We start from the raw sequence: 19,608 nt of genomic DNA, 5'->3' as shown, positions 1-19,608 counted from the left end.
GAGGAGGCATGTTCATGCTTGAACGCAATTTGTATGATCATTATAAATTGTACTGTACGGAACGATTTTCAATTGGAGAGTTTGAAGGGTTTCAGGCAAATCAAGAATCCTATTTAATTATTCCAAAGGACGAACTGCAGATGGAGGAGTCGCAAATGCTTGCCTTCTCTGAATATATGAGAAGTGTTGGTGATGATTCAGTACTTGAACTGGTTCAAAATCGTTCGAATCAGCCCTCCACTCTGATTGATGGTTCTGAAGTGTATGTATTTAAAATTCCCAATGTTCGAGAGGACCGGAGTGTACGCATTCGTTCCACGCAAGATTTAGGAGGACAACTTCGTGATTGGCATGTAAAAGGTCAGCAAGGTGCTGTGAACTGGACAACATTGACAGCTGGTCGTTGGCCAACCATTTGGGAACAGCGTCTAGAACAACTTGAAAATTGGTATGCGCAAAAACGAGCAACTGGACCGACCTCAACAACAGATGAAGTTTTTTTATATACGTATCCTTACTTTATGGGCGTAACGGAAAACGCCATCCAGTACGCTGTAGACACAGAGCTAGATATTCCAATGGAACCAAGGGATAGTGGCACGATCTGTCATAGCCGTTTTAAAGACACATCGTGGTTAAAAGTATCAGAGAGTGGCCAAATTATTAAGCTTCCAACAACGTTTTTGTTTGATCATCCAGCTCGTGATTTAGCTGAATGGATTCGCGATCGGCGTGTACAGCCTGAGGAAAGACATTCACAGATGAAACAAGAGATTTCTCTTTTTTTAAGAGGATACGAAGAAACACAGGTGTTATCTCGCTATTCCTGGCAGTTAATGTATGCTCGTTTGCTTTTTCCACTTTACTATTTTGAATTAATCGAACAATATTACAGAGCGCAAATGCCACAAGAGCAGCTTCAATTTGCTTCCGATATTGAGTCATTTCTCGACAAAGAAAAAGAAAATGGCGCTTTCTTAAATGAGCTAGCAGAAGAAGCCAAACTTCATCGCTACCAGTCTATTCCAGAATTAGATTGGATCATTGGTCAAAAAATTTGAATTTTCCACTTGAAAAGCATCCCAACTGACGATATAATGTCCATTATATAAAGACAATAGTTCTTCTGGAAAAGACTAATTGGTTTTAGCCAAGACCAGAGGGATAAGGAGTGGGGTAGTTGTTGATGTGGAAGGGTTTATTGCAAGAATATAAGGCTTATTTACCTGTGCAAGATCAAACACCTAAGCTTTCTCTTGGAGAGGGAAATACACCACTCGTTCATTTTGAACGTTTATCTGAGCGATTGGGCATTGATTTGTACGGAAAGCATGAAGGTGTTAATCCAACAGGCTCGTTTAAAGATAGAGGCATGGTGATGGCAGTCGCAAAAGCCGTTGAAAAAGGCAAGACCGCTATTATGTGTGCTTCAACAGGAAATACTGCTGCATCGGCTGCAGCATATGGAGCGAAAGCAGGACTAAAGGTATTTGTTGTTATTCCTAAAGGGAAAATTGCTCAAGGTAAACTAGCTCAAGCGGTGATGTTAGGTGCGGAAGTAATTGAAGTGGATGGGAACTTTGATCAAGCATTAAAAACTGTAAGAGAAGTAACCGAGGATTCGTCCATTGAACTTGTAAACTCTGTTAATCCATATCGATTGCAAGGTCAAAAAACAAGTGCTTTTGAAATTTGTGATCAATTAGGTTCAGCTCCAGATGTGCTGGCTATCCCAGTAGGAAATGCAGGAAATATTTCTGCTTATTGGTTAGGGTTTAAAGAATACCATCAACGATTTCAAACTGGCTTACCTAAACTATTTGGCTTTCAAGCAGAAGGGGCAGCGCCGATTGTTCGAAATAAAATCATCAACAATCCTGAGACGATTGCGACTGCGATTCGTATCGGCAATCCAGCAAGTTGGTCAACAGCAACACTCGCAGCGAAAGAATCACTAGGGTTGATTGATATGGTGTCGGATGAAGAAATTATTGAAGCATACCAAGAACTGGCGAAAAATGAAGGCATTTTTGCGGAGCCAGGGTCATGTGCTTCAATTGCCGGAATCAAAAAAGCTGTTGCAAATGGTCAACTTTCTAAAGGATCAAAAGTGGTTGCTGTATTAACTGGAAATGGGTTAAAAGATCCTGTCACAGCAATGGATGTATCACCGTCTGAGCGAGTGGTACTGGATCAAACAAGTGAAGCATTTAAAGCGTATCTGCATGGAAAAGAAATGGTGGTGTAACAATGTTAGCAATGACAATTCCAGCAAGCACAGCAAACTTAGGACCAGGCTTTGACTCAATTGGAATGGCGTTAGACCGCTATCTTCACGTAGATGTAGAACGAGGCGACTCATGGTCCTTCCATTGCGATAATCCAGGGCTTGAAAACTTAGGACCAAACAATTTAATTTATCAAGCAGCAGCATTTACAGCGAAACATTTGGAGACGTCGCTTCTTCCTTGTCGTGTTTCCATGAAAAATGATATTCCGCTCTCAAAAGGGTTTGGGTCAAGTGCAGCAGCGATTGTTGCTGGTATCGAGATTGCTTGCTATTGTGCGGATCGAACTGTGTCTCAAAAAGAAAAAGTGCGCATTGGTTCTCTATTTGAAGGGCATCCAGATAATGTGGCACCTTCCATATATGGCGGCTTAATTGTAGGGGCTCACCGAGATCATCGTACAGACATTATTCACGTCTCAGAGCCGAAAGTTGAGTTAGTCGCACTCATTCCTCCTGAAATTCTAGAGACGAAAAAAGCACGAGGGATTTTACCGAAGCAACTTCAATTTAAACAAGCTATCCAGACAAGCGCATTATCAAATGTTATGACAGCTGCTATTCTAGCGGATAATTGGAGTCTAGCCGGTGAATTAATGATGGAAGATTTGTATCATCAACCCTATCGCAAACACCTTATCCCCCACTGGTCTGACATCATGAACTTTGTAAAGGACCATCGTTTTTCGTATGGCGCTGCTTTAAGTGGGGCAGGTCCAACGGTATTGTGTTTTGTGGAGCAAGGTAGTGGAAAACGCTTCGCCAAAGAAGTTCAACGTCGTTTTCCATATTATCAAGCAGAAGTTGCAAGACCAGCTACAGTTGGAACAGCGCTATCTGTTGTGCAAGCATAGCTTTCCTAACAGTAGGCATACTACTGTGAAAAGGAGGCGAATGCTATGCTACAAGTAAATGAATTGAAAGATGGTCAATCGGTTTTTGTTATTTATAGTAATCCCCACACCCCCACTGTTGCAACAATACAGGAAGGGTATATATCGGTTGACGCCCTCGGAACATCGGTTGTTGTGTACGACTATTATCATACATTAGAAGAAGATGATGCGGTTTTTGCTTCTTATGAGGATGCAGAGCAAGTTTATAACCAATATATCATGTAGAGAAAAAAGGAGAAGGGTTGTTTAAGCCCTTCTCCTTTGCCCGCATTAACGTTCTCTCTCTTCTTCTTCTCTTTCCTTTTCAAGCGCGTCAATACTCAATTCTCGATTACGCTTCTTTTCAATCAACGCTCGTTTTTCGTCAGGATGCAATTCTGCAGCATGTTCGGTCTTGTACAATTCAGCCTCGTGCATCCGTCTTTTCGTGTCTTCAATAACGGATTGAATTTTTCTTGCGTTGTCGCTACGATTGTCGTTATTCGTCATCGTGTTGTCACCTTCCTTTAGTAGAAGTGTTCTACAAAAGAAGAAAACTATGTACACAAAAAAGCAGTAAAGCGTCTGCTTTACTGCTGAATAGACTGGTGATTAGAATACTTGCTCGATTTCAACTACCCCTGGAACTTCCTCTAAAAGGGCACGCTCAATCCCAGCTTTTAACGTAATTGTAGAGCTTGGGCAAGATCCGCAAGCACCAAGTAGACGTACTTTTACGATCCCGTCTTCCACATCAACAAGTTCAACGTCTCCGCCATCACGTAGCAAAAACGGACGAAGCTTATCCAATACCTCTTGCACTTGCTCCATCATATCTGTGCTTGTTTCCATTAGGAATCACTCCTTTCATCATATTCTCATTATAATCGCCTAAATGAAAAAAATCCATGCATCTGCTCAATTATTTTAGATTCGTACCAACGTTTAGTTGTAAGTTAAGCTAAAATAGCTCTTCTTACTTGTACAGGTGAACTTATTAAAGGAGAGAGAAGGAATTATGACCTTTTTAATAGCTTCTAGTACGTATCTCATGTAAGCTAATAGGAAAGAGTATTGAAAGGATGAGGTGGGTGCAAAAAATTGAGTTTACGGTTTATGGAGCAGAGCAAAAGTGTGCTTCTTGCGTACATTTGCCAAGTGCCTTAGAGACAAAAGATTGGTTAGAAGCAGCATTAACCCGGAAATTCCCACATGAGAATTTATCGTTTCACTATGTCGATATCGAGGCCCCACAAACTGAACAAGAAAAAGAGCTAGCAGAAGCCATTTTAAATGAAGAGTATTTCTATCCATTGCTGGTAGTCAACGGAGACATTCTTGCAGAAGGAAATCCTAGTTTAAAAGTGGTTACACAACGAGTAGAAGCCATTCTTTCTGCCTCTTCCCATCAGTAAAAAGCGCTAAAGGAGTAAGTTCCTTTAACGCTTTTTAGTATCAACCGCTGTGGTACTTATACATCCAAAGCACGCCACTTTTTAAAATCCGCGCTACACGGCCAGTAAGTGGACGTTCGCCCATCATACCAAAACCATGTTTCTTGCCTAATGAGCCTAAAACCCCTTTAAGCTTAATGCGAGGCATTTCTTCAGGTAGAGGTTCTTCTTTCCATTGATGCTTTAAGATGGTTACGATTTGTTCTGCTTGCCCCTCTGCAAGCTGTGCACTTGGTGCATGAGGTAAGCTCGCACAATCTCCGACGACGAAGATATCAGGGTGATTTGGGATAAAATGTTGTGGTGTTAATTTGATGCGTCCAGATCGATCCTTTTCTACATCTAAATCGCGAACGACCTGAACAGGTTGAACACCAGCAGTCCAAATAACTGCGTCACTTTCTATTCTTTCATCATGATTGTAGAGTGCACCTGGTTCTACTTTCGTAATGTTTGAATTGTTGCTGACATCAACACCATGCTCAACAAACCAATTTTGAACATATGCGCTTAATTTCTTAGGAAACTGACTCATAACGGATTCGCCACGATCAAATAATTTAATTGAAAGGTCAGGTCGGCTTTCACGTAATTCACTTGCCAATTCTACGCCGCTCAAGCCAGCACCAACAATGGAAACAACACCTTCTGGTCTAACATTATTTAGCGCTTCATACGTTCGACGAGTTGCACTCATAGTTTGAATACTGTACGTATACGTATCTGCACCAGGCACACCGTGATATTTATCAGTGCACCCTAAACCGATAACAAGTTTATCGAAAGGAAGTGTTTCGCCGTTGTTCAACTCAATCGCGTGATCTTCAGCGTGGATAGCAGTGACAGTTGCGTATTTAATGTGTAGGCGAGCATCTTCTGGGAATGTCACTCGTAAATGATGATCTGATGCAGTTCCAGCTGCAAGTGCATAGTATTCGGTTTTTAAACAATGATAAGGCATTTCATCAACGAGAATAATTTCCCAGTCTTTTGGTAAGTCATTAGGTAGCAGTCGTTGTAAGACACGCATACCACCATAACCTGCTCCAAGTACAACAAGTTTCTTCATAAGTAGAGATCTCCTTTTAAGCGAAATTGCGTTAAAACTAGTTTCTATTAAGGACATAGCTCGATGGACAAGTCCTATTCTTGTGGATTCTTGATGGAAAGCACTCATCGTATAGGTAATATGACTGTTAATAATATGAGCGTAATGCTCTCTTTCTTTTAGTGATAGTGTTTCGTAGGCTCGTTCTAACAGCTCAACCCAATAGGTGTGCAAGCGCTTTTCATTTTCAATTACATGTTTCAACGTTTGAATTGTTAAGCTAGGATGAATATCATAATCCTTTAGTAAAAAGAGTAAGCATGAACGAATGTGCGTTAAGATTGTGTCAGAAGAAAGGTTCTCATGTTGTTGATTCAATAGTTCTAACAATTGTTTCTCAAATAGAGCATGTAGAATGGATTCTTTTGTAGGAAAGTGGTTAAAAAATGTACCTTTCGCTACATGTGCGCCTTTTGTAATTTCTGCAACGGTTGTTTCTTCAAAGCCGTTTTCATAAAATAAGGTATGTGCAGAATGAAGTATGGCAGAACGTGTTTTGTTTTTTTTCGATTGATTCATTTTTAAAAAACCGCCTAAAATTACGGTTTGTTTTTTCACCTCGGTTACGAGTGGTTGATGCTGAAAATGACTCTGGTCAGTTTTGATTATACCGATTGTGCTTTCATTCGACAACCCAAAATGGACACTTTCTTCTTTTACTAATGCAATTGATTCAGATTGACTTTACAGTAGTGACAAAGTAGCATAAAAAAAGAGGTGAATGAAGTGAAGATGTTGATTGAGTGCTGTATGAACAATATTCATAATGGAACAGGTGAAGTCTTGAAAGCTTTCCATTCACTTCCCCACGTTGAGATAGTGGAATATGGTTGTTTAACACAATGTGGCATATGTCGCCAAGAGAATTTTTTGTTCATAAATGGTACATTTGTTGCTGGAGAGACCCCAGATCAATTACTAGAAAAGATAAATAAGATGTGCTTTACTTTAACATAACGCATTTGAATGAGTATTGAACTAGCAATAGAGGAGGAAACCCGTTGCACCCTTTACCATTTAGTCACACATGGCCTTATGAAGTACAAGGCAAAGATATTTATATTGAAGAATGTCCTTTTTGTCAGCAGGAACATGTGTTAACGAATATGAAGCAAAAAGACGTGAAACGAGCAAAAGAACAGTTTAAAGTCCGTGTAAATATGCCTTGCTGTCATACGGTTATGACGATAGTAGAGGCAGATGATGATTATTTCTGGGCAGATCAACCATTAAGAGGGTGAAACAAAAATGAAATTTACAAAAATGCATGGGTTAGGAAATAGCTATATTTACATCAATATGTTTAATGAAGATTTACCCGAAAACAAATTAAGTGAAACCGCTGTACAGTTAGCAGATAAGAATACAGGTATCGGAAGTGATGGGATGATCTTGATCTATCCATCACACACAGCAGCAGTTAAAATGAGGGTGTTTAACAATGATGGTTCAGAAGCAAAGAACTGTGGCAATGGTTTGCGCTGTGTAGCGAAATATAGCTATGAACATGGACTTGTAACAACGACTTCTTTTACTATTGAAACTTTAGGTGGGAATGTTGAAGCAACTGTTTCAGTTGATCATGAAAATTGTGTTCAATCTATAACGATTAATATGGGACAACCACGCTTAGTGGCAAAAGACATTCCTATGCAACATAAGCAGAGTGAAGCAATGGTTATTAACGAAGCGATTTCAGTAAACCATCAAGACATCTTAGTAACCGCCATCTCTATGGGAAATCCACATGCCGTTCAATTTATTGACTCCATTGAAAAGGCTCCAGTTGAAGAAATCGGTCCCCTGCTTGAAAAGCATGAACGATTCCCTGAATGGGTAAACGTTGAATGGGTCGAAGTTGTTAGCCCGAAAGAAATTCACTTTCGGGTGTGGGAAAGAGGTTCCGGTATAACCCAGGCGTGCGGAACGGGTGCTTGTGCAGCCGTAGTGGCAAGCGTTTTAAATGGCTATTTAGAGAAAGAATCTGAGGTTACCGTGCACTTATTAGGTGGCGATTTACAGATTACGTGGAAAGAAAATGGAGATGTCTGGATGAAGGGCCCTGCTGAATATATATGCAGTGGTGATGTGTACGTATAGAAAGAAAGCTTGTGGCCTTGTCGCCACAAGCTTTTTTGTTTAGTATTCTTTAATAATGTTGTAGAACGTATCCCGCTCAACCGGATTTTTTCCGGCACTTTTAATCATATGAATCAATTCTTTTCTCGTAATACCGGCAGATGTTAATGCACCGACAGAATGAGAAATTCGTTCTTCAATTAATGTACCATGGATATCGCTTGAACCAAATGTTAATGCCATTTGTGTAAGTTGAACACCAATATTAATCCAATAGGCTTTAATATGAGGGAAGTTATCAAGCATTAAGCGACTAACTGCAATGGTTCTCATATCGTCGTAAGCAGACGTTCGTCTATTTAACCCAGCTTTCACGTTTCTTGGCTGCATCGCTAGTGGGATAAATACCATAAACCCATTTGTACGGTCTTGAAGCTCACGTACCCGCTGCATATGAATCAAGCGTTCTTCTTTTGATTCAACTGAGCCATAAAGCATAGTGGAGTGCGTACGTAAACCAAGATTGTGGGCTGTTTCATGTGCTTCAAGCCATTGGTCAGTAGAAGCTTTCTCAGGGCTCATAATGGCACGATAGCGCTCCGTTAGGATCTCGGCACCGCCACCTGTAAGTGTTGAAAGACCAGCATCCATTAATGTTTGAATTACTTCTTTCATAGAAATGCCTGCGAGACGGGAGAAAAATTCGATCTCAGCGCCAGTATATGCTTTTACTGTTACATGTGGATAATGTTTCTTTAATGTTTTAACGATATTAACATAATAGTCAAAGCCGACTTCATTGTTATGACCACCAACAATATGAAATTCTCGAATATTATCGTTCCAACGGTCAGAAACGTATTTTAACAACGCTTCTTCATCCATAGTGTAGGCACCTTCTTCACCTGGCTTCCGTTTAAACCCGCAAAAGCCACAGTTTGCCTCACATACATTTGTTGGATTGATATAGAGGTTTTCAATAAAATAAACGTTTTGACCATTCTTTCTTTCGTTTACAAGATTAGCTAATTGAGCAACACCAAGCAAATCTGGTGTTTCGTATAATGTTAGACCATCTTCTATGGATAAGCGTTCACCGTTCAAAACTTTCTCTTTTACGTTTTGAAGGTTTGTGTCTGTCAAAAGCACACTCATCTTCGGAATCCTCCTTTAAAACATCGCTTGATGCACCTAACGAAGTCTTTTTGTTGATTTCACATTCTATTATACTACTACACTTTTAAGAAAGAAAGGAACGTGAAACAGACACAAGGAAGAAAATAAGTAGAATGACTTATTGAAAGACGATAGGTGTCCGATGTAATATACAGGTTGGTGAATACTTATAAAATTGAGGTGTGAGGTAAAATGAACGTACGGAATGACCTATGTTTGGAAAGGCTAGAGTTGTTGCGGAATCAAATGCTGCAAGCGGCTAAGCGTCATGGTTTAAATCATCCTCTTGTACTGACATACAGCGAACAAATTGACGATATACATAATCGATTAATGCGTAAAGACCAATCACCCTTAGAGTAGAAAAACTTGAGTATAAAAACAAAAGGGTCTATACTATAGGAAAGAAATAAGGGAGGCACGAACATGATTACTCTTACAGATGCAGCGGCAGCACAAATTCTTTCCATGAAGAAAGAGGAAGGCGACGAGTCATTAAAGCTCCGAATCGGTGTACAGGGCGGAGGCTGTTCTGGTCTTTCCTATGGCATGGGCTTTGATGATGAGAAGACAGAGGACGATACAGCATTCCAAGTGAATGGAATTGATGTTATTGTTGATCAGGAAAGTGAACCAATTATTAAAGGACTAGTCATTGATTATAAACAAAATATGATGGGTGGCGGCTTTACGATTGATAATCCTAATGCGATTGCCAATTGTGGATGTGGCTCTTCATTCAGAACCGCAACAAATGCCGGTACACCAGAAAATTGTTAAAACAAAGAGGCTGGGACAAAAGTAGATAGACAGACCAAAAAGACGAACATTCCTGAAAATAGGAACGTTCGTCTTTTGTTTTCTATGAAAATGAGCGGAAGGATCCTCCTGTAGCGGTGCTACTCAGCATATTTTAGACTATTCGTCTTTTCAAATACTACTTTTCGTTATGTCCCAGCCTCTTCTTATTTTTGTTCTGGTTCCAAGTAATGATTGTAGCGTTTTTCTAAATACCGTTGTAGCCAAGAGAGCAACGAGCATACACCCCAGTAGATAAGCGCTGCAACAACAATAACGGTTAAATAATTGAATTCACGACCACCGATTATGCGTGCTTGATACATGAGTTCGGGCAACGCAATGGTAGAGGCAATCGAAGTGGATTTAATGAGTGTTAAAAAGACGTTGCTTAATGGAGGCAGCGCAATACGAATCGCTTGTGGCAAAATAATATAGCGCATTGTCTGCCATTTTCTTAACCCTAATACAGAACCAGCTTCATGCTGTCCTGCAGGTACGGAAGAAAGTGCTGAGCGGTTTACTTCCGCGATATAAGCGGAAGTATTTAAACTAAAGGCGACGATTGCTGCAGTGACAGTGCTTAAACTAAACCCAAGTTCGGGTAGTGCGGCGTAAAGAAGAAAAAGTAGAACAAGGATCGGTACACCGCGATTAAAGGAAATGAAAAGCATACTTGGCCAGCGAAAATAAACATGCTGGGACATCCTACCTAAAGCTAGAAAGAAGCCAAGTACTAAAGCAATAATCATGCTTACAACTGCGACGAGCATGGTATATTGAAGTCCCTTTAAAATATAGGGAAATGATTCAATGGCAAGTGTCAGATCAAAAGAACTCATTCTTAAACACCCTTTACATTATTCAAAATCAATATCAGGAAGTTGAGTGACATCATAGCCATCAAAAAACTCTTCAGACAGTGATGTAGCTGTTCCATCCTCGATTAGCTGCGTAATGGCATCGTTTATCGCTTCAAGTAAAAGAGGCTCGTTTTTAGCAAGCATAATACCTTGCTCGCTTGGATCGTAAAAGAGCGTCGGATGTACTTGAACATCTATATCTGTTAGATGATTAACTGTAATGGATTGAAGGTAATAATCGTTTAGAATAACGTCTCCTTGACCATTCTCAACGGCTCTTAAATAGACGTCATTTGTGACATTATCAAAGAACTTTGGCGTTGCGCCGTATTCTTCAGCTTTTTGCATATAGGTCGTATTCATTGCTCCTAGCGCAATTTTTCCATCTAAGTCTTCCAACGTTTCAATTCCAGACAGATCTTCTTCACGAACAATGGCACTTCCGAACGAGTATTTATACGGAGTAGAAAAATCAAAGTTTTGTTCACGCTCATCTGTTTTTGTAAGACTATTGGCTGCAATATGAACACGGCCACTATTTAAGGCCTGTGTCATTGTATCTACTCCAATTTCCTCAAATTCAACTTCAACATCAAGGATGGAAGCAATTTCCTTAACCAGTTCCACTTCATAACCAGTCAATTGATCATCTTCCGAATGGTAAGAAGTCGGAAACAAAGTACCAGCCGTAGCAACTGTCATCGTTCCCGATTCTTGAATGGCATTCCAAGCTGTGTTTTCAGATGCTATATTGTCTTCATTTGATCCGCAAGCGGTAAGGAAAACCGTCGCAATCAAAGAAGGAAAAATAAGTTTTTTAATCATCGTAATTCCCCCTAATTCTATGTCCTTTGTAAGTATGCAACGAAAGTATAAAACAATCAAGTTGAAAACAGTTTCTTCTATTATAAAAGAAAGCACTTTTAACAGTTTTGTCGCAACGAGTGCGACGAAATTGTATTTTCCTTTTCTTGAAGGGCAAGCTATTCGTGGATACAATGCAAGTAAAGTACTTACTTGAATAGGAGGAACGAATATGACCGAGAAAAAAAGCATCCGATCCCGTGTACAACGATTCGGAAGTAATTTAAGCAGCATGATCATGCCAAACATTGGCGCGTTTATTGCTTTTGGTACTATCACAGCTATTAATGCATTCTTCTTTATACAAATTTTAGATAACATGGTTGTACCAATGATCTACTACTTGCTACCACTACTAATTGCTTATACAGGTGGTAAGTTAGTCCATGATATGCGCGGGGGTGTAGTAGGGGCAACCGCAGTAATGGGTGTCATTGCCGCTGTACCAGACGCACCAATGTTTATTGGAGCAATGATTATGGGGCCACTTGGTGGTTATGCCATTAAAAAGTTTGACCAATTGGTTGATGGGAAGATTAGACAAGGGTTTGAAATGCTTGTTAACAACTTCTCGGCTGGATTAATTGGTGCTGCTTTAGCAGTAATAGGCTCACTCCTTGTAGCGCCAATTGTAAAAGGACTGACAAGTGCGCTAGGAGCAGGGGCAGATTTTCTTATCTCTACTGGCTTATTACCGCTTGTAAGTATTATTATTGAGCCAGCAAAAATCTTGTTCTTAAACAATGCCATCAATCATGGCGTGCTCGTACCTTTAGCAGCAACACAATTTGAAACTCTTGGTAAATCAATTTTTTACTTATTAGAAGCTAACCCTGGTCCAGGTTTAGGTATTTTACTAGCGTTTATGATATTTGGTAAAGGTGTTGCTCGAGGCTCTGCATATGGAGCTGGAATCATTCATTTTATTGGTGGTATTCATGAAATTTACTTCCCTTATGTATTAATGAAACCATTAATGTTTCTCGCCGTCATCTTTGGTGGTGCATCTGGAGTATTTGTATTTAACCTCTTCCAAGTTGGTTTAGTTGCTCCAGCTTCACCAGGAAGTATTATTCCAATCATGGCTTTAACAGCACAGGGAGATTATCTAGGTGTTATTTTAGGAGTCTTAGTGGCGACGGTTGTTTCCTTTGTAATTGCTTCTCTTATCCTCCGCTTCGATAAAAAAGGCGAGGAAGACAATATTGAGGAAGCACAAGCAAAGATGCAAGATATGAAAGGTAAGAAATCTTCTGTTGTTTCAACGAGCGGTTCAAAAACAGGAAATGGATACGAAAACGTTTCATCCATCATCTTCGCATGTGATGCTGGTATGGGTTCGAGTGCAATGGGTGCGTCCATTATGAAAGATCGCGTGAAGAAAGCAGGAATTGAAGGCGTGTCGGTTTCGAATACGTCCATTAGCAATATTCCAGATAGTGCCGATCTTGTGATTACCCATAAGGATCTTACCGAGCGTGCTAAGCAAAAGAATCCATCTGCTATACACGTATCTGTGGATAATTTTATGAATAGCCCACGCTATAATGAAATTATTGAAGATTTAAAAGGTGGTCAATCGATAGAGGAGCCTGTTTCATCAGAAGCGACAAAAGAAGAAGTTGATAAAATTATCTTTGCGTGTGATGCCGGAATGGGGTCAAGTGCAATGGGTGCCTCTTTATTAAAAAATAAGTTTAAGAAGGCGAATATTGAGGGTATTCATATATCTAATACAGCAATTAATTCTATTCCGTCGGATGCTGACATTGTGATTACCCATAAAGACTTAACGGAGCGTGCAAAACAAAAACAGCCAAACGCTGAACACATTTCCGTGGAAAACTTCATGAACAGTCCGAAGTATGATGAGTTAATTGAACGCTTGAAATAAAAAATAGCATCCCTAACTCTAGGGGTGCTTCCTGCTGTAATTGGAGGTTTTTATTGTGTTCTTAACGGCGAGAGAGCGTATTCTCATAAAAACGCTTCTGGATCATGAACTGGGATTGAGTATAAAAGAACTAGCGGATATAGCTTCGGTTAGTCTCCGTACCGTTCAACGTGATTTAAAGGACGTAGAAAATACGCTTAGAACAAATGAATTGACGTTACAACGAAAGCCGCATGTCAGGATACTTGGCAAATTAGATGCGAAACAAAAGCTTGCACATAAATTAGCGGATAATAAACAAGAGCATTTAACGGCAGAAGAGCGAGTGAGTCTACTCATTGCGACCTTATTGGATGCAAAAGGACCAGTAAAGCTTTATGCCCTTGCAAAAGAGTTAGACGTTGCCGTAGCAACTGTCAGTTCTGACTTATATAAGGCGAGTGAATGGCTTGAACATTTTGGGATTGATCTTGTGCGAAAAAGAGGGTTTGGGGTTGAAGCAATTGGAACCGAAACGTCTATTCGACGAGCAATGTCGGCTGTTCTTTCAGAGCATTTAACGGAAGAAACGTTTTACCACGCTGTTTTCTCTGAAGAGTTACAGCAAGAAGTAGCGAATCGCTTGCTTCATTTCGTTGATCTAGTGACAATACGAAACGTCCAGAAAACATTAACACAACTTCATGCCGAAGCTTTAGAGCGACTAACCGACCAATCGTATATTGCTCTTGTTGTCCATATTACGTTAGCAATCGAGCGTATCCGTCAAGGTGAAAAGATTCAAATGGACGCTACCCAGCTAGAAGTGCTTGAACGAGAAAAAGACGTGTTGCCGTTAGCGCAGAGCTTGGCAAAAGCACTTGAGAAGACGTTTCACATTCATATTCCAAAAGAAGAAGTCGGCTATTTAGTTATGCATTTACGAGGAACAAGAACATCTCAACCAATTGAAGAAACATTTATTAAAGGGAACCCTGAGCTGTCTTATCGGGTAAAAGCGCTTATAAGAGAAATGGAAGAGGCATTGCGTATTTCTTTTAGCGATCCTTCGTTTTTTCAAGGTCTTCTTGCACATTTAAGACCAACCATTTATCGAGTTGAGCAGCATATGAAAATACACAATCCGCTTCTCGACAAAATTAAAGCAGACTACGGACCCCTTTTCAATGTAACAAAAGAAAAAGCAGGAAAAGTGTTTTCACCAATTGAGCTACCAGATGAAGAAATTGGTTTTTTAACGTTACATTTCGGTGCAGTCATTACAAGAAATCGTAACCGTGGACCCATTCGTGCACTTGTTGTCTGTTCAAGCGGAATAGGATCAGCACGTATGCTTTCTAGTCGAATTCGGGATGAATTTCCTGAAGTGCAATCAATTACGTTAGCCTCACTATTAGATTTAAACCAATATGATCCTCATTCCTTTGATCTATTTTTGTCTACGGTTCGTATTAATGAGCGGAAGCGTCAAGCCATCCATGTAAGTCCTGTTTTAACAGACAATGAAGTGAAGATGATTCGAACGTATTTAGATCGACAACATGAACAACCGCCAATGGTAACCGTTCCTTCAGTAAGAGAACTACAGACACCTGTAACGATGAAAGACATTACAACAATGAGCTTGTTTATGGAGCAAGTTCTTGATTCTGTGTTTCATTGTCAAATTGACATCATTGAGGGCGGTCTTGATAACGTCATTAAGGATCTTGAAAAAAAAGATAAACTAAAAAGACATGACGAGGTGCTTAAGGCTTTAAGGGAGCGAGAGGAACTTGGAGGATTAGCAATTCCAAATGCGGGTATGGCTTTATATCACACACGTACAGAAGATATACTTGCGCCTGTTTTTGGGATACTAACATTAAACCGATCCACATCTGTGTTATCAATGGCAGGAGAAAAAGAAGACATTGCTAGAGTGATTTTGATGCTGGCGCCTCTTGATTTAACTGAGCAACAGCTTGCTTACATGAGTTACTTAAGTATCTTGTTAATTGAATCCGAGGAACAAACGAAAATCTTTAAAGAAGAAACCATTTCAAGTATCCAATGGTTGCTTGAAGAAAAAAGTAAATCATTCTTAATTCGATATATTAACGAAGGAGTCGATACACTATGAGTATTTTAAAAGAAGAAAACATCCGTTTACACGTGAACGTAAGCTCTAAAGAAGAGGCCATTCGTCAAGCTGGAGAAATTTTAGCTGAACAAGGTTACATTAGTGAAACATACATTGATAAAATGTTTGAACGTGAAGAGGTAACGTCTACGTACATGGGAAATTTACTTGCAATACCTCACGGGACAGAAGATGCTCGAGATGAAGTTCGTTCTTCTGGGTTATCCATTCAGCTATTAGAGGAAGAAATGGATTGGAACGGAAATCCTGTACAGTTAGTAATCGGTATTGCTGGAAAAGGAGACGAGCATTTAGCTATTCTTTCTCAGATCGCCATTGCTTGCTCGGAAGAAGAAAATGTTCGAGAACTACTTAAAGCGAAATCTGAAAAAGACGTACTTGATTTTTTCTCTGAGGTTGCTGAATAATGAAGGCTGTTCATTTCGGGGCAGGAAACATTGGTAGAGGCTTTATTGGTGCTTTGTTAGCTGATGCTGGCTACCACGTACAATTTGTTGATGTGAATGATACCGTTATTCAAGCATTAAATGAGCGTGGTAGTTATACTGTTCATGTTGTTGGAGAAGAGCATACGACGTTTACTGTGGACAATGTGTCCGGAATCAACAGTAAAGAAAACGAAGGTGCTGTAATAGAAGCGATTCAAGATGCTGATGTGATTACAACGGCTGTAGGACCGCATATTTTGCCAATGCTTGCTAGCACAATTGCTAAAGGGTTGCTTGCGCGTAAAGGGGTAAAGCCGGTTAATATTATTGCTTGTGAAAATGCGATTCGCGCTACGTCGCAGCTGAAAGAAGCGGTCATCGAAAAGCTAGGTCAAGCTGAATGGGAAACGATTCAAGAATACACAGGCTTTGCGGATGCTGCTGTAGATCGTATTGTACCAAATGTACAGTCTGACGACCTTTTAGCTGTCACAGTGGAACCATTTTTTGAATGGGTGGTGGAGGAGCCGTCATTAATAGGTGATCCTGTATCACTAGGTGAAGCGAAACTGGTTGAAGATTTAGCTCCTTTTATCGAACGAAAACTGTTTACAGTCAACACAGGACATGCTGTAGCTTCTTATGCAGGATTCCGAGCAGGGATTGAAACGATTAAAGAGGCATTAGCGAGTGATTATATTAAACATCGTGTACGCGGGGCTTTGAATGAAACAAAAGCCATTCTTGTTGACGATCATGGATTTGATCCTGATGAACAGGAAGCATATATTGATAAAATTATTACGCGATTTGAAAATCCTTATTTAGAGGATAAAGTTCAGCGCGTCGGTCGAGGTCCTATTCGTAAATTAGGAGTAAAGGATCGTTTAGTCAAACCAGCAAAGGCATTAGCGGAAAAAGGCTTGCATCCTGAATCACTTGTAGAAACGATTGATGACGCTCTACACTTTTATGATGAAACAGATGAGGAAAGTGTAAAGCTTAAACAGCTCATTGAGGAAAAAGGGAAAATCGGGGCATTTACAAGTATAACGGGCATCGAAGACTCACATCCTCTTGTTGAATTACTACGTAAACGACATGAATAAAGAGAAGCTCGCTACACTAGTAGCGAGCTCCTTCTTATTCAAAAAGGCTTGTTGAGTGACCAGGGAAGACACGGGCTTTTGGATCAATATAAACTTTTGCGTTGTTTACAGCTGTTGGGGCTTCACCAAAACCAGTAGCAATGAGTTTTACTTTTCCGTCGTACGTACTCACATCACCAGCAGCGTAAACCCCTTCAATCGTTGTTTCCATTTTGGAATTCACTTTAATTGCATTTTTATGAATGTCTAAACCCCATTCTTTAATTGGGCCTAGGCTAGAAACAAAGCCGAATGTGACAACAACATCGTCTACATGAATGGTTTCAGTTTCCTCTCCTTTTACTTTCGTGAATGTAAGTGATTCAACGCGTTCACCGTTACCATGAAGTGCTGTTGTTTCAAATGGAGTTAACAAACGCACTTTCGACTTCTTCAGTAATTCGACGCTATGTTCGTGAGCGCGGAACTCATCACGTCGGTGTACAAGGGTGACCTCTTTTGCAATTGGCTCAAGCATGAGTGCCCAGTCAACAGCAGAGTCGCCACCGCCAATTACAACAACGCGTTTTCCAGTAAACGCGCTTAAATCACGTATGAAATAATGAATATTTTTATCTTCATATTGCTCAGCATCTGCTACTTTTAGTTTCCTTGGAGCAAAAGCACCAGCACCAGCTGTAATTAACACTGCTTTAGTTGCATGAGATTGCTTATTTGTGGTTAATGTAAATGTATCGTCCTGTTCCTTTACCAATGTTTGAACAGCTTCCTCTAATGCAAGTGTAGGATTGAATTGTTGGGCTTGAGCAGTTAACTGATCAACAAGGTCCTGCGCTTTTACATTTGGAAAACCTGCCACATCATAAATATATTTATCTGGATACAGTGCTGAAAGTTGACCACCTAGTTGAGGCATACTTTCAACAACTTTTACTTTCATTTGACGCATACCTGCGTAGAAGGCAGCAAATAGTCCGGCTGGACCACCGCCGATAATCGTTAAATCATACAAATCTTCTCTTTCTTCCAATGTGTTACACCCCCGACTGAATTGAGATCCTTTCTCATTATACATGGAGGAAGAAACAAATACAAAGGACAGGAATGAAAGATAATTTTTTTGTATAATGGAGTTGAATTTTGAAGAAAAAACGAATATTATTAGAGTGTTGGATTATATGACGATTCTATGAAATTCCTTTGTTGTGAATAAGAACGTGAAATTTCTCACAAACATTAACGCCATAAGAATTAAAATACTAAATTGGAAGTGATTTGAAGTGAACAAAGCAAAGATCGTTATCGCAGGTGCTGGATATGGTGGAATGAATACCGCTGTAGCGTTGTCTAAAAAATTAGGGCACAACGAAGCATCCATTACACTTGTTAATAAGCACGACTACCATTATCAAACAACGTGGTTGCATGAACCGGCAGCGGGAACAATGGACCCAGACCGTACTCGAGTTAAGATTTCCGATGTCTTAAATACAAACAAAGTGAATTTCGTTCAAGATGAAGTACTAGAAATTAAAACAGACAACAAAAAAGTGATGCTTAAAGATGGTGAGCTAGATTACGACTATTTAGTTGTATCGTTAGGTGCAGTATCAGAAACATTTGGAATTCCAGGTGTTCATGAGCATGCCTTTACAAAATGGACGTTAAACGGCGCGCGTCAAGTGAAGGATCACATTGATGCCCAGTTCGCTAACTATAACAACACAGCTGATCCTCATGAAGGCATGTTAACATTTGTAGTAGCTGGCGCTGGCTTTACAGGTATTGAATTTATCGGTGAATTATCTGAGCGTATTCCAGAGCTGTGTAAAAAATATGATGTACCACGTGAAAAAGTTCGTTTATTCGTAGTGGAAGCAGCTCCAAGTGCCCTTCCTGGTTTTGATCCAGAGCTTGTTGAATACGGAATGAACTTGCTTGAAAGTCGTGGCGTTGAGTTCAAAATTAACACACCTATTAAAGAAGTTACAGCATCAGGTGTTATCGTTGGAGAAGGCGAAGAGATTAAATCTGAGACAATCGTATGGGCGACAGGAGTTCGCGGGAATCCAGTTATTGATCAATCAGGTTTTGAAGCGAATCGCGGACGTATTAAAGTGGAGCCGGATTTACGTGCACCAGGCTTTGATGATGTCTTCGTAATCGGTGACTGTGCGCTGATTATTAATGAAGAAATAAACCGCCCTTACCCGCCGACAGCACAAATTGCCATGCAAATGGCTAAAACATGTGCGAATAACATCGTAACACTTAACAAAGGTGGTTCAAACCTTGAGAGCTTTAAGCCAGATATAAAAGGTACTGTAGCTTCTCTTGGTGGAAAAGAAGCAATTGGTGTTGTTGGTTCGAAGAAAATTTACGGTGGAACAGCGAACTTCATGAAAAAAATGATTGATAACCGTGCCTTATTCATTCTTGGTGGACCAATGCTTACCCTTAAAAAAGGAAAGTTCCCTCTATAAAATGGAATTGAGGATTATAAAAAAACAGTATGGCGAATAAGCCTTAC

The 19,608-nt window shown here is 40.0% G+C and carries 22 protein-coding genes and 1 pseudogene; 15 read left to right on the top strand and 8 right to left on the bottom strand.

Going from position 1 to position 19,608, the window contains the following annotated elements:
• Nucleotides 1-14: 14 nt before the first annotated feature.
• The 4 genes from yutH (at nt 15) to E2L03_RS04900 (ending at nt 3,408) form a co-directional block, all read left to right on the top strand.
• On the top strand, nt 15-1,061 hold the full coding sequence (gene yutH, locus E2L03_RS04915; protein ID WP_166740185.1) for a spore coat putative kinase YutH: 1,047 nt from the start codon (nt 15-17) through the stop codon (nt 1,059-1,061).
• 125 nt (nt 1,062-1,186) lie between these two features.
• Complete coding sequence (gene thrC, locus E2L03_RS04910; RefSeq protein ID WP_134258724.1) at nt 1,187-2,248, top strand: threonine synthase; 1,062 nt, start codon at nt 1,187-1,189, stop codon at nt 2,246-2,248.
• A gap of 2 nt (nt 2,249-2,250) precedes the next feature.
• Entirely contained in the window at nt 2,251-3,141 is an 891-nt protein-coding gene (thrB, locus tag E2L03_RS04905; protein WP_134258640.1) for a homoserine kinase, read from the top strand.
• Nucleotides 3,142-3,186: 45 nt separating this feature from the next.
• The gene (locus E2L03_RS04900; protein WP_038482423.1) at nt 3,187-3,408 is read left to right on the top strand and encodes a transcriptional regulator SplA domain-containing protein; all 222 of its coding nucleotides are present in this window, start codon (nt 3,187-3,189) and stop codon (nt 3,406-3,408) included.
• A 45-nt stretch (nt 3,409-3,453) separates the two neighbouring features.
• On the opposite strand, the gene E2L03_RS04895 is transcribed toward E2L03_RS04900, so the two are convergent.
• Nucleotides 3,454-3,672, bottom strand: a complete 219-nt coding sequence (locus E2L03_RS04895; protein WP_095150572.1) for a hypothetical protein — start codon at nt 3,670-3,672, stop codon at nt 3,454-3,456.
• A 102-nt stretch (nt 3,673-3,774) separates the two neighbouring features.
• Nucleotides 3,775-4,014 carry a NifU family protein gene (locus E2L03_RS04890; RefSeq protein ID WP_035398283.1) on the bottom strand — a complete coding sequence of 80 codons (240 nt, stop codon included), beginning with the start codon at nt 4,012-4,014 and terminating at the stop codon, nt 3,775-3,777.
• Nucleotides 4,015-4,244: 230 nt separating this feature from the next.
• Between E2L03_RS04890 and E2L03_RS04885 the strand changes: the two genes are divergently transcribed.
• Nucleotides 4,245-4,577, top strand: coding sequence for a YuzD family protein (locus E2L03_RS04885; protein ID WP_038482417.1), 333 nt, complete (start codon nt 4,245-4,247; stop codon nt 4,575-4,577).
• A gap of 40 nt (nt 4,578-4,617) precedes the next feature.
• Here the strand turns inward: E2L03_RS04885 and E2L03_RS04880 are convergent, their stop codons facing one another.
• Both E2L03_RS04880 and E2L03_RS20815 read right to left on the bottom strand, forming a co-directional pair.
• Nucleotides 4,618-5,685 (bottom strand): NAD(P)/FAD-dependent oxidoreductase, encoded by a 1,068-nt coding sequence (locus E2L03_RS04880; protein ID WP_038485988.1) that lies wholly within the window; start codon nt 5,683-5,685, stop codon nt 4,618-4,620.
• A gap of 393 nt (nt 5,686-6,078) precedes the next feature.
• Nucleotides 6,079-6,243, bottom strand: a pseudogene (locus E2L03_RS20815) (TetR/AcrR family transcriptional regulator); the annotation flags it as partial.
• Between the two features lie 213 nt (nt 6,244-6,456).
• Here E2L03_RS20815 and E2L03_RS04875 point away from each other — a divergent pair.
• Genes E2L03_RS04875 through dapF form a run of 3 tightly spaced genes read left to right on the top strand, consistent with a single transcriptional unit; the run spans nt 6,457 to nt 7,824 of the window.
• Nucleotides 6,457-6,681, top strand: a complete 225-nt coding sequence (locus tag E2L03_RS04875; protein WP_038485985.1) for a YuzB family protein — start codon at nt 6,457-6,459, stop codon at nt 6,679-6,681.
• A 44-nt stretch (nt 6,682-6,725) separates the two neighbouring features.
• A complete protein-coding gene (locus E2L03_RS04870) occupies nt 6,726-6,965 on the top strand; it encodes a hypothetical protein (RefSeq protein ID WP_134258639.1) in 240 nt (79 codons plus the stop codon).
• A 7-nt stretch (nt 6,966-6,972) separates the two neighbouring features.
• The gene (gene dapF / locus E2L03_RS04865) at nt 6,973-7,824 is read left to right on the top strand and encodes a diaminopimelate epimerase (protein WP_038482411.1); all 852 of its coding nucleotides are present in this window, start codon (nt 6,973-6,975) and stop codon (nt 7,822-7,824) included.
• Between the two features lie 39 nt (nt 7,825-7,863).
• Here dapF and mqnE read toward each other — a convergent pair whose 3' ends face one another.
• The gene (mqnE, locus tag E2L03_RS04860; protein ID WP_038482408.1) at nt 7,864-8,958 is read right to left on the bottom strand and encodes an aminofutalosine synthase MqnE; all 1,095 of its coding nucleotides are present in this window, start codon (nt 8,956-8,958) and stop codon (nt 7,864-7,866) included.
• Between the two features lie 213 nt (nt 8,959-9,171).
• On the opposite strand from mqnE, the gene E2L03_RS04855 reads away from it, so the two are divergent.
• Nucleotides 9,172-9,342: a Spo0E family sporulation regulatory protein-aspartic acid phosphatase gene (locus E2L03_RS04855; protein WP_078440065.1), complete on the top strand. Its 171-nt coding sequence runs from the start codon at nt 9,172-9,174 to the stop codon at nt 9,340-9,342.
• Nucleotides 9,343-9,405: 63 nt separating this feature from the next.
• Nucleotides 9,406-9,759 carry a HesB/IscA family protein gene (locus E2L03_RS04850; RefSeq protein WP_035398272.1) on the top strand — a complete coding sequence of 118 codons (354 nt, stop codon included), beginning with the start codon at nt 9,406-9,408 and terminating at the stop codon, nt 9,757-9,759.
• Between the two features lie 185 nt (nt 9,760-9,944).
• On the opposite strand, the gene E2L03_RS04845 is transcribed toward E2L03_RS04850, so the two are convergent.
• Nucleotides 9,945-10,619: an amino acid ABC transporter permease gene (locus E2L03_RS04845; RefSeq protein WP_124742397.1), complete on the bottom strand. Its 675-nt coding sequence runs from the start codon at nt 10,617-10,619 to the stop codon at nt 9,945-9,947.
• An 18-nt stretch (nt 10,620-10,637) separates the two neighbouring features.
• Nucleotides 10,638-11,465, bottom strand: coding sequence for a transporter substrate-binding domain-containing protein (locus tag E2L03_RS04840; protein WP_038482401.1), 828 nt, complete (start codon nt 11,463-11,465; stop codon nt 10,638-10,640).
• A gap of 211 nt (nt 11,466-11,676) precedes the next feature.
• Between E2L03_RS04840 and E2L03_RS04835 the strand changes: the two genes are divergently transcribed.
• Genes E2L03_RS04835 through E2L03_RS04820 form a run of 4 tightly spaced genes read left to right on the top strand, consistent with a single transcriptional unit; the run spans nt 11,677 to nt 17,078 of the window.
• Entirely contained in the window at nt 11,677-13,398 is a 1,722-nt protein-coding gene (locus tag E2L03_RS04835) for a PTS mannitol transporter subunit IIBC (RefSeq protein WP_038482398.1), read from the top strand.
• A gap of 55 nt (nt 13,399-13,453) precedes the next feature.
• A complete protein-coding gene (locus E2L03_RS04830) occupies nt 13,454-15,520 on the top strand; it encodes a BglG family transcription antiterminator (protein ID WP_166740183.1) in 2,067 nt (688 codons plus the stop codon).
• Nucleotides 15,517-15,948: a PTS mannitol transporter subunit IIA gene (locus E2L03_RS04825; RefSeq protein ID WP_038482391.1), complete on the top strand. Its 432-nt coding sequence runs from the start codon at nt 15,517-15,519 to the stop codon at nt 15,946-15,948. The genes E2L03_RS04830 and E2L03_RS04825 overlap by 4 nt, the downstream gene beginning before the upstream one ends.
• Nucleotides 15,948-17,078 (top strand): mannitol-1-phosphate 5-dehydrogenase, encoded by a 1,131-nt coding sequence (locus E2L03_RS04820; protein ID WP_038482388.1) that lies wholly within the window; start codon nt 15,948-15,950, stop codon nt 17,076-17,078. The genes E2L03_RS04825 and E2L03_RS04820 overlap by 1 nt, the downstream gene beginning before the upstream one ends.
• Nucleotides 17,079-17,112: 34 nt before the next feature.
• On the opposite strand, the gene E2L03_RS04815 is transcribed toward E2L03_RS04820, so the two are convergent.
• Nucleotides 17,113-18,108: an NAD(P)/FAD-dependent oxidoreductase gene (locus E2L03_RS04815; protein ID WP_038482385.1), complete on the bottom strand. Its 996-nt coding sequence runs from the start codon at nt 18,106-18,108 to the stop codon at nt 17,113-17,115.
• Between the two features lie 250 nt (nt 18,109-18,358).
• Between E2L03_RS04815 and E2L03_RS04810 the strand changes: the two genes are divergently transcribed.
• Nucleotides 18,359-19,561 carry an NAD(P)/FAD-dependent oxidoreductase gene (locus tag E2L03_RS04810; RefSeq protein ID WP_038482382.1) on the top strand — a complete coding sequence of 401 codons (1,203 nt, stop codon included), beginning with the start codon at nt 18,359-18,361 and terminating at the stop codon, nt 19,559-19,561.
• Nucleotides 19,562-19,608 lie beyond the last annotated feature (47 nt).

The sequence above is a fragment of the Shouchella oshimensis genome (assembly GCF_004375095.1).
In the GTDB taxonomy this organism is placed as follows: domain Bacteria; phylum Bacillota; class Bacilli; order Bacillales; family Bacillaceae_D; genus Shouchella; species Shouchella oshimensis.
The sequence above is the reverse complement of the archived record's forward strand: the minus strand, read 5'-3'. Positions and strand labels throughout refer to the sequence as shown.

What these genes read in the sequence shown, in the direction of transcription:
- yutH (WP_166740185.1), top strand. Translation starts at nt 15, where the DNA reads ATGCTTGAACGCAATTTGTATGATCATTATAAATTGTACTGTACGGAA.
- thrC (WP_134258724.1), top strand. Translation starts at nt 1,187, where the DNA reads ATGTGGAAGGGTTTATTGCAAGAATATAAGGCTTATTTACCTGTGCAA.
- thrB (WP_134258640.1), top strand. Translation starts at nt 2,251, where the DNA reads ATGTTAGCAATGACAATTCCAGCAAGCACAGCAAACTTAGGACCAGGC.
- E2L03_RS04900 (WP_038482423.1), top strand. Translation starts at nt 3,187, where the DNA reads ATGCTACAAGTAAATGAATTGAAAGATGGTCAATCGGTTTTTGTTATT.
- E2L03_RS04895 (WP_095150572.1), bottom strand. Translation starts at nt 3,672, where the DNA reads ATGACGAATAACGACAATCGTAGCGACAACGCAAGAAAAATTCAATCC.
- E2L03_RS04890 (WP_035398283.1), bottom strand. Translation starts at nt 4,014, where the DNA reads ATGGAAACAAGCACAGATATGATGGAGCAAGTGCAAGAGGTATTGGAT.
- E2L03_RS04885 (WP_038482417.1), top strand. Translation starts at nt 4,245, where the DNA reads ATGAGGTGGGTGCAAAAAATTGAGTTTACGGTTTATGGAGCAGAGCAA.
- E2L03_RS04880 (WP_038485988.1), bottom strand. Translation starts at nt 5,685, where the DNA reads ATGAAGAAACTTGTTGTACTTGGAGCAGGTTATGGTGGTATGCGTGTC.
- E2L03_RS04875 (WP_038485985.1), top strand. Translation starts at nt 6,457, where the DNA reads ATGTTGATTGAGTGCTGTATGAACAATATTCATAATGGAACAGGTGAA.
- dapF (WP_038482411.1), top strand. Translation starts at nt 6,973, where the DNA reads ATGAAATTTACAAAAATGCATGGGTTAGGAAATAGCTATATTTACATC.
- mqnE (WP_038482408.1), bottom strand. Translation starts at nt 8,958, where the DNA reads ATGAGTGTGCTTTTGACAGACACAAACCTTCAAAACGTAAAAGAGAAA.
- E2L03_RS04855 (WP_078440065.1), top strand. Translation starts at nt 9,172, where the DNA reads ATGAACGTACGGAATGACCTATGTTTGGAAAGGCTAGAGTTGTTGCGG.
- E2L03_RS04850 (WP_035398272.1), top strand. Translation starts at nt 9,406, where the DNA reads ATGATTACTCTTACAGATGCAGCGGCAGCACAAATTCTTTCCATGAAG.
- E2L03_RS04845 (WP_124742397.1), bottom strand. Translation starts at nt 10,619, where the DNA reads ATGAGTTCTTTTGATCTGACACTTGCCATTGAATCATTTCCCTATATT.
- E2L03_RS04840 (WP_038482401.1), bottom strand. Translation starts at nt 11,465, where the DNA reads ATGATTAAAAAACTTATTTTTCCTTCTTTGATTGCGACGGTTTTCCTT.
- E2L03_RS04835 (WP_038482398.1), top strand. Translation starts at nt 11,677, where the DNA reads ATGACCGAGAAAAAAAGCATCCGATCCCGTGTACAACGATTCGGAAGT.
- E2L03_RS04825 (WP_038482391.1), top strand. Translation starts at nt 15,517, where the DNA reads ATGAGTATTTTAAAAGAAGAAAACATCCGTTTACACGTGAACGTAAGC.
- E2L03_RS04820 (WP_038482388.1), top strand. Translation starts at nt 15,948, where the DNA reads ATGAAGGCTGTTCATTTCGGGGCAGGAAACATTGGTAGAGGCTTTATT.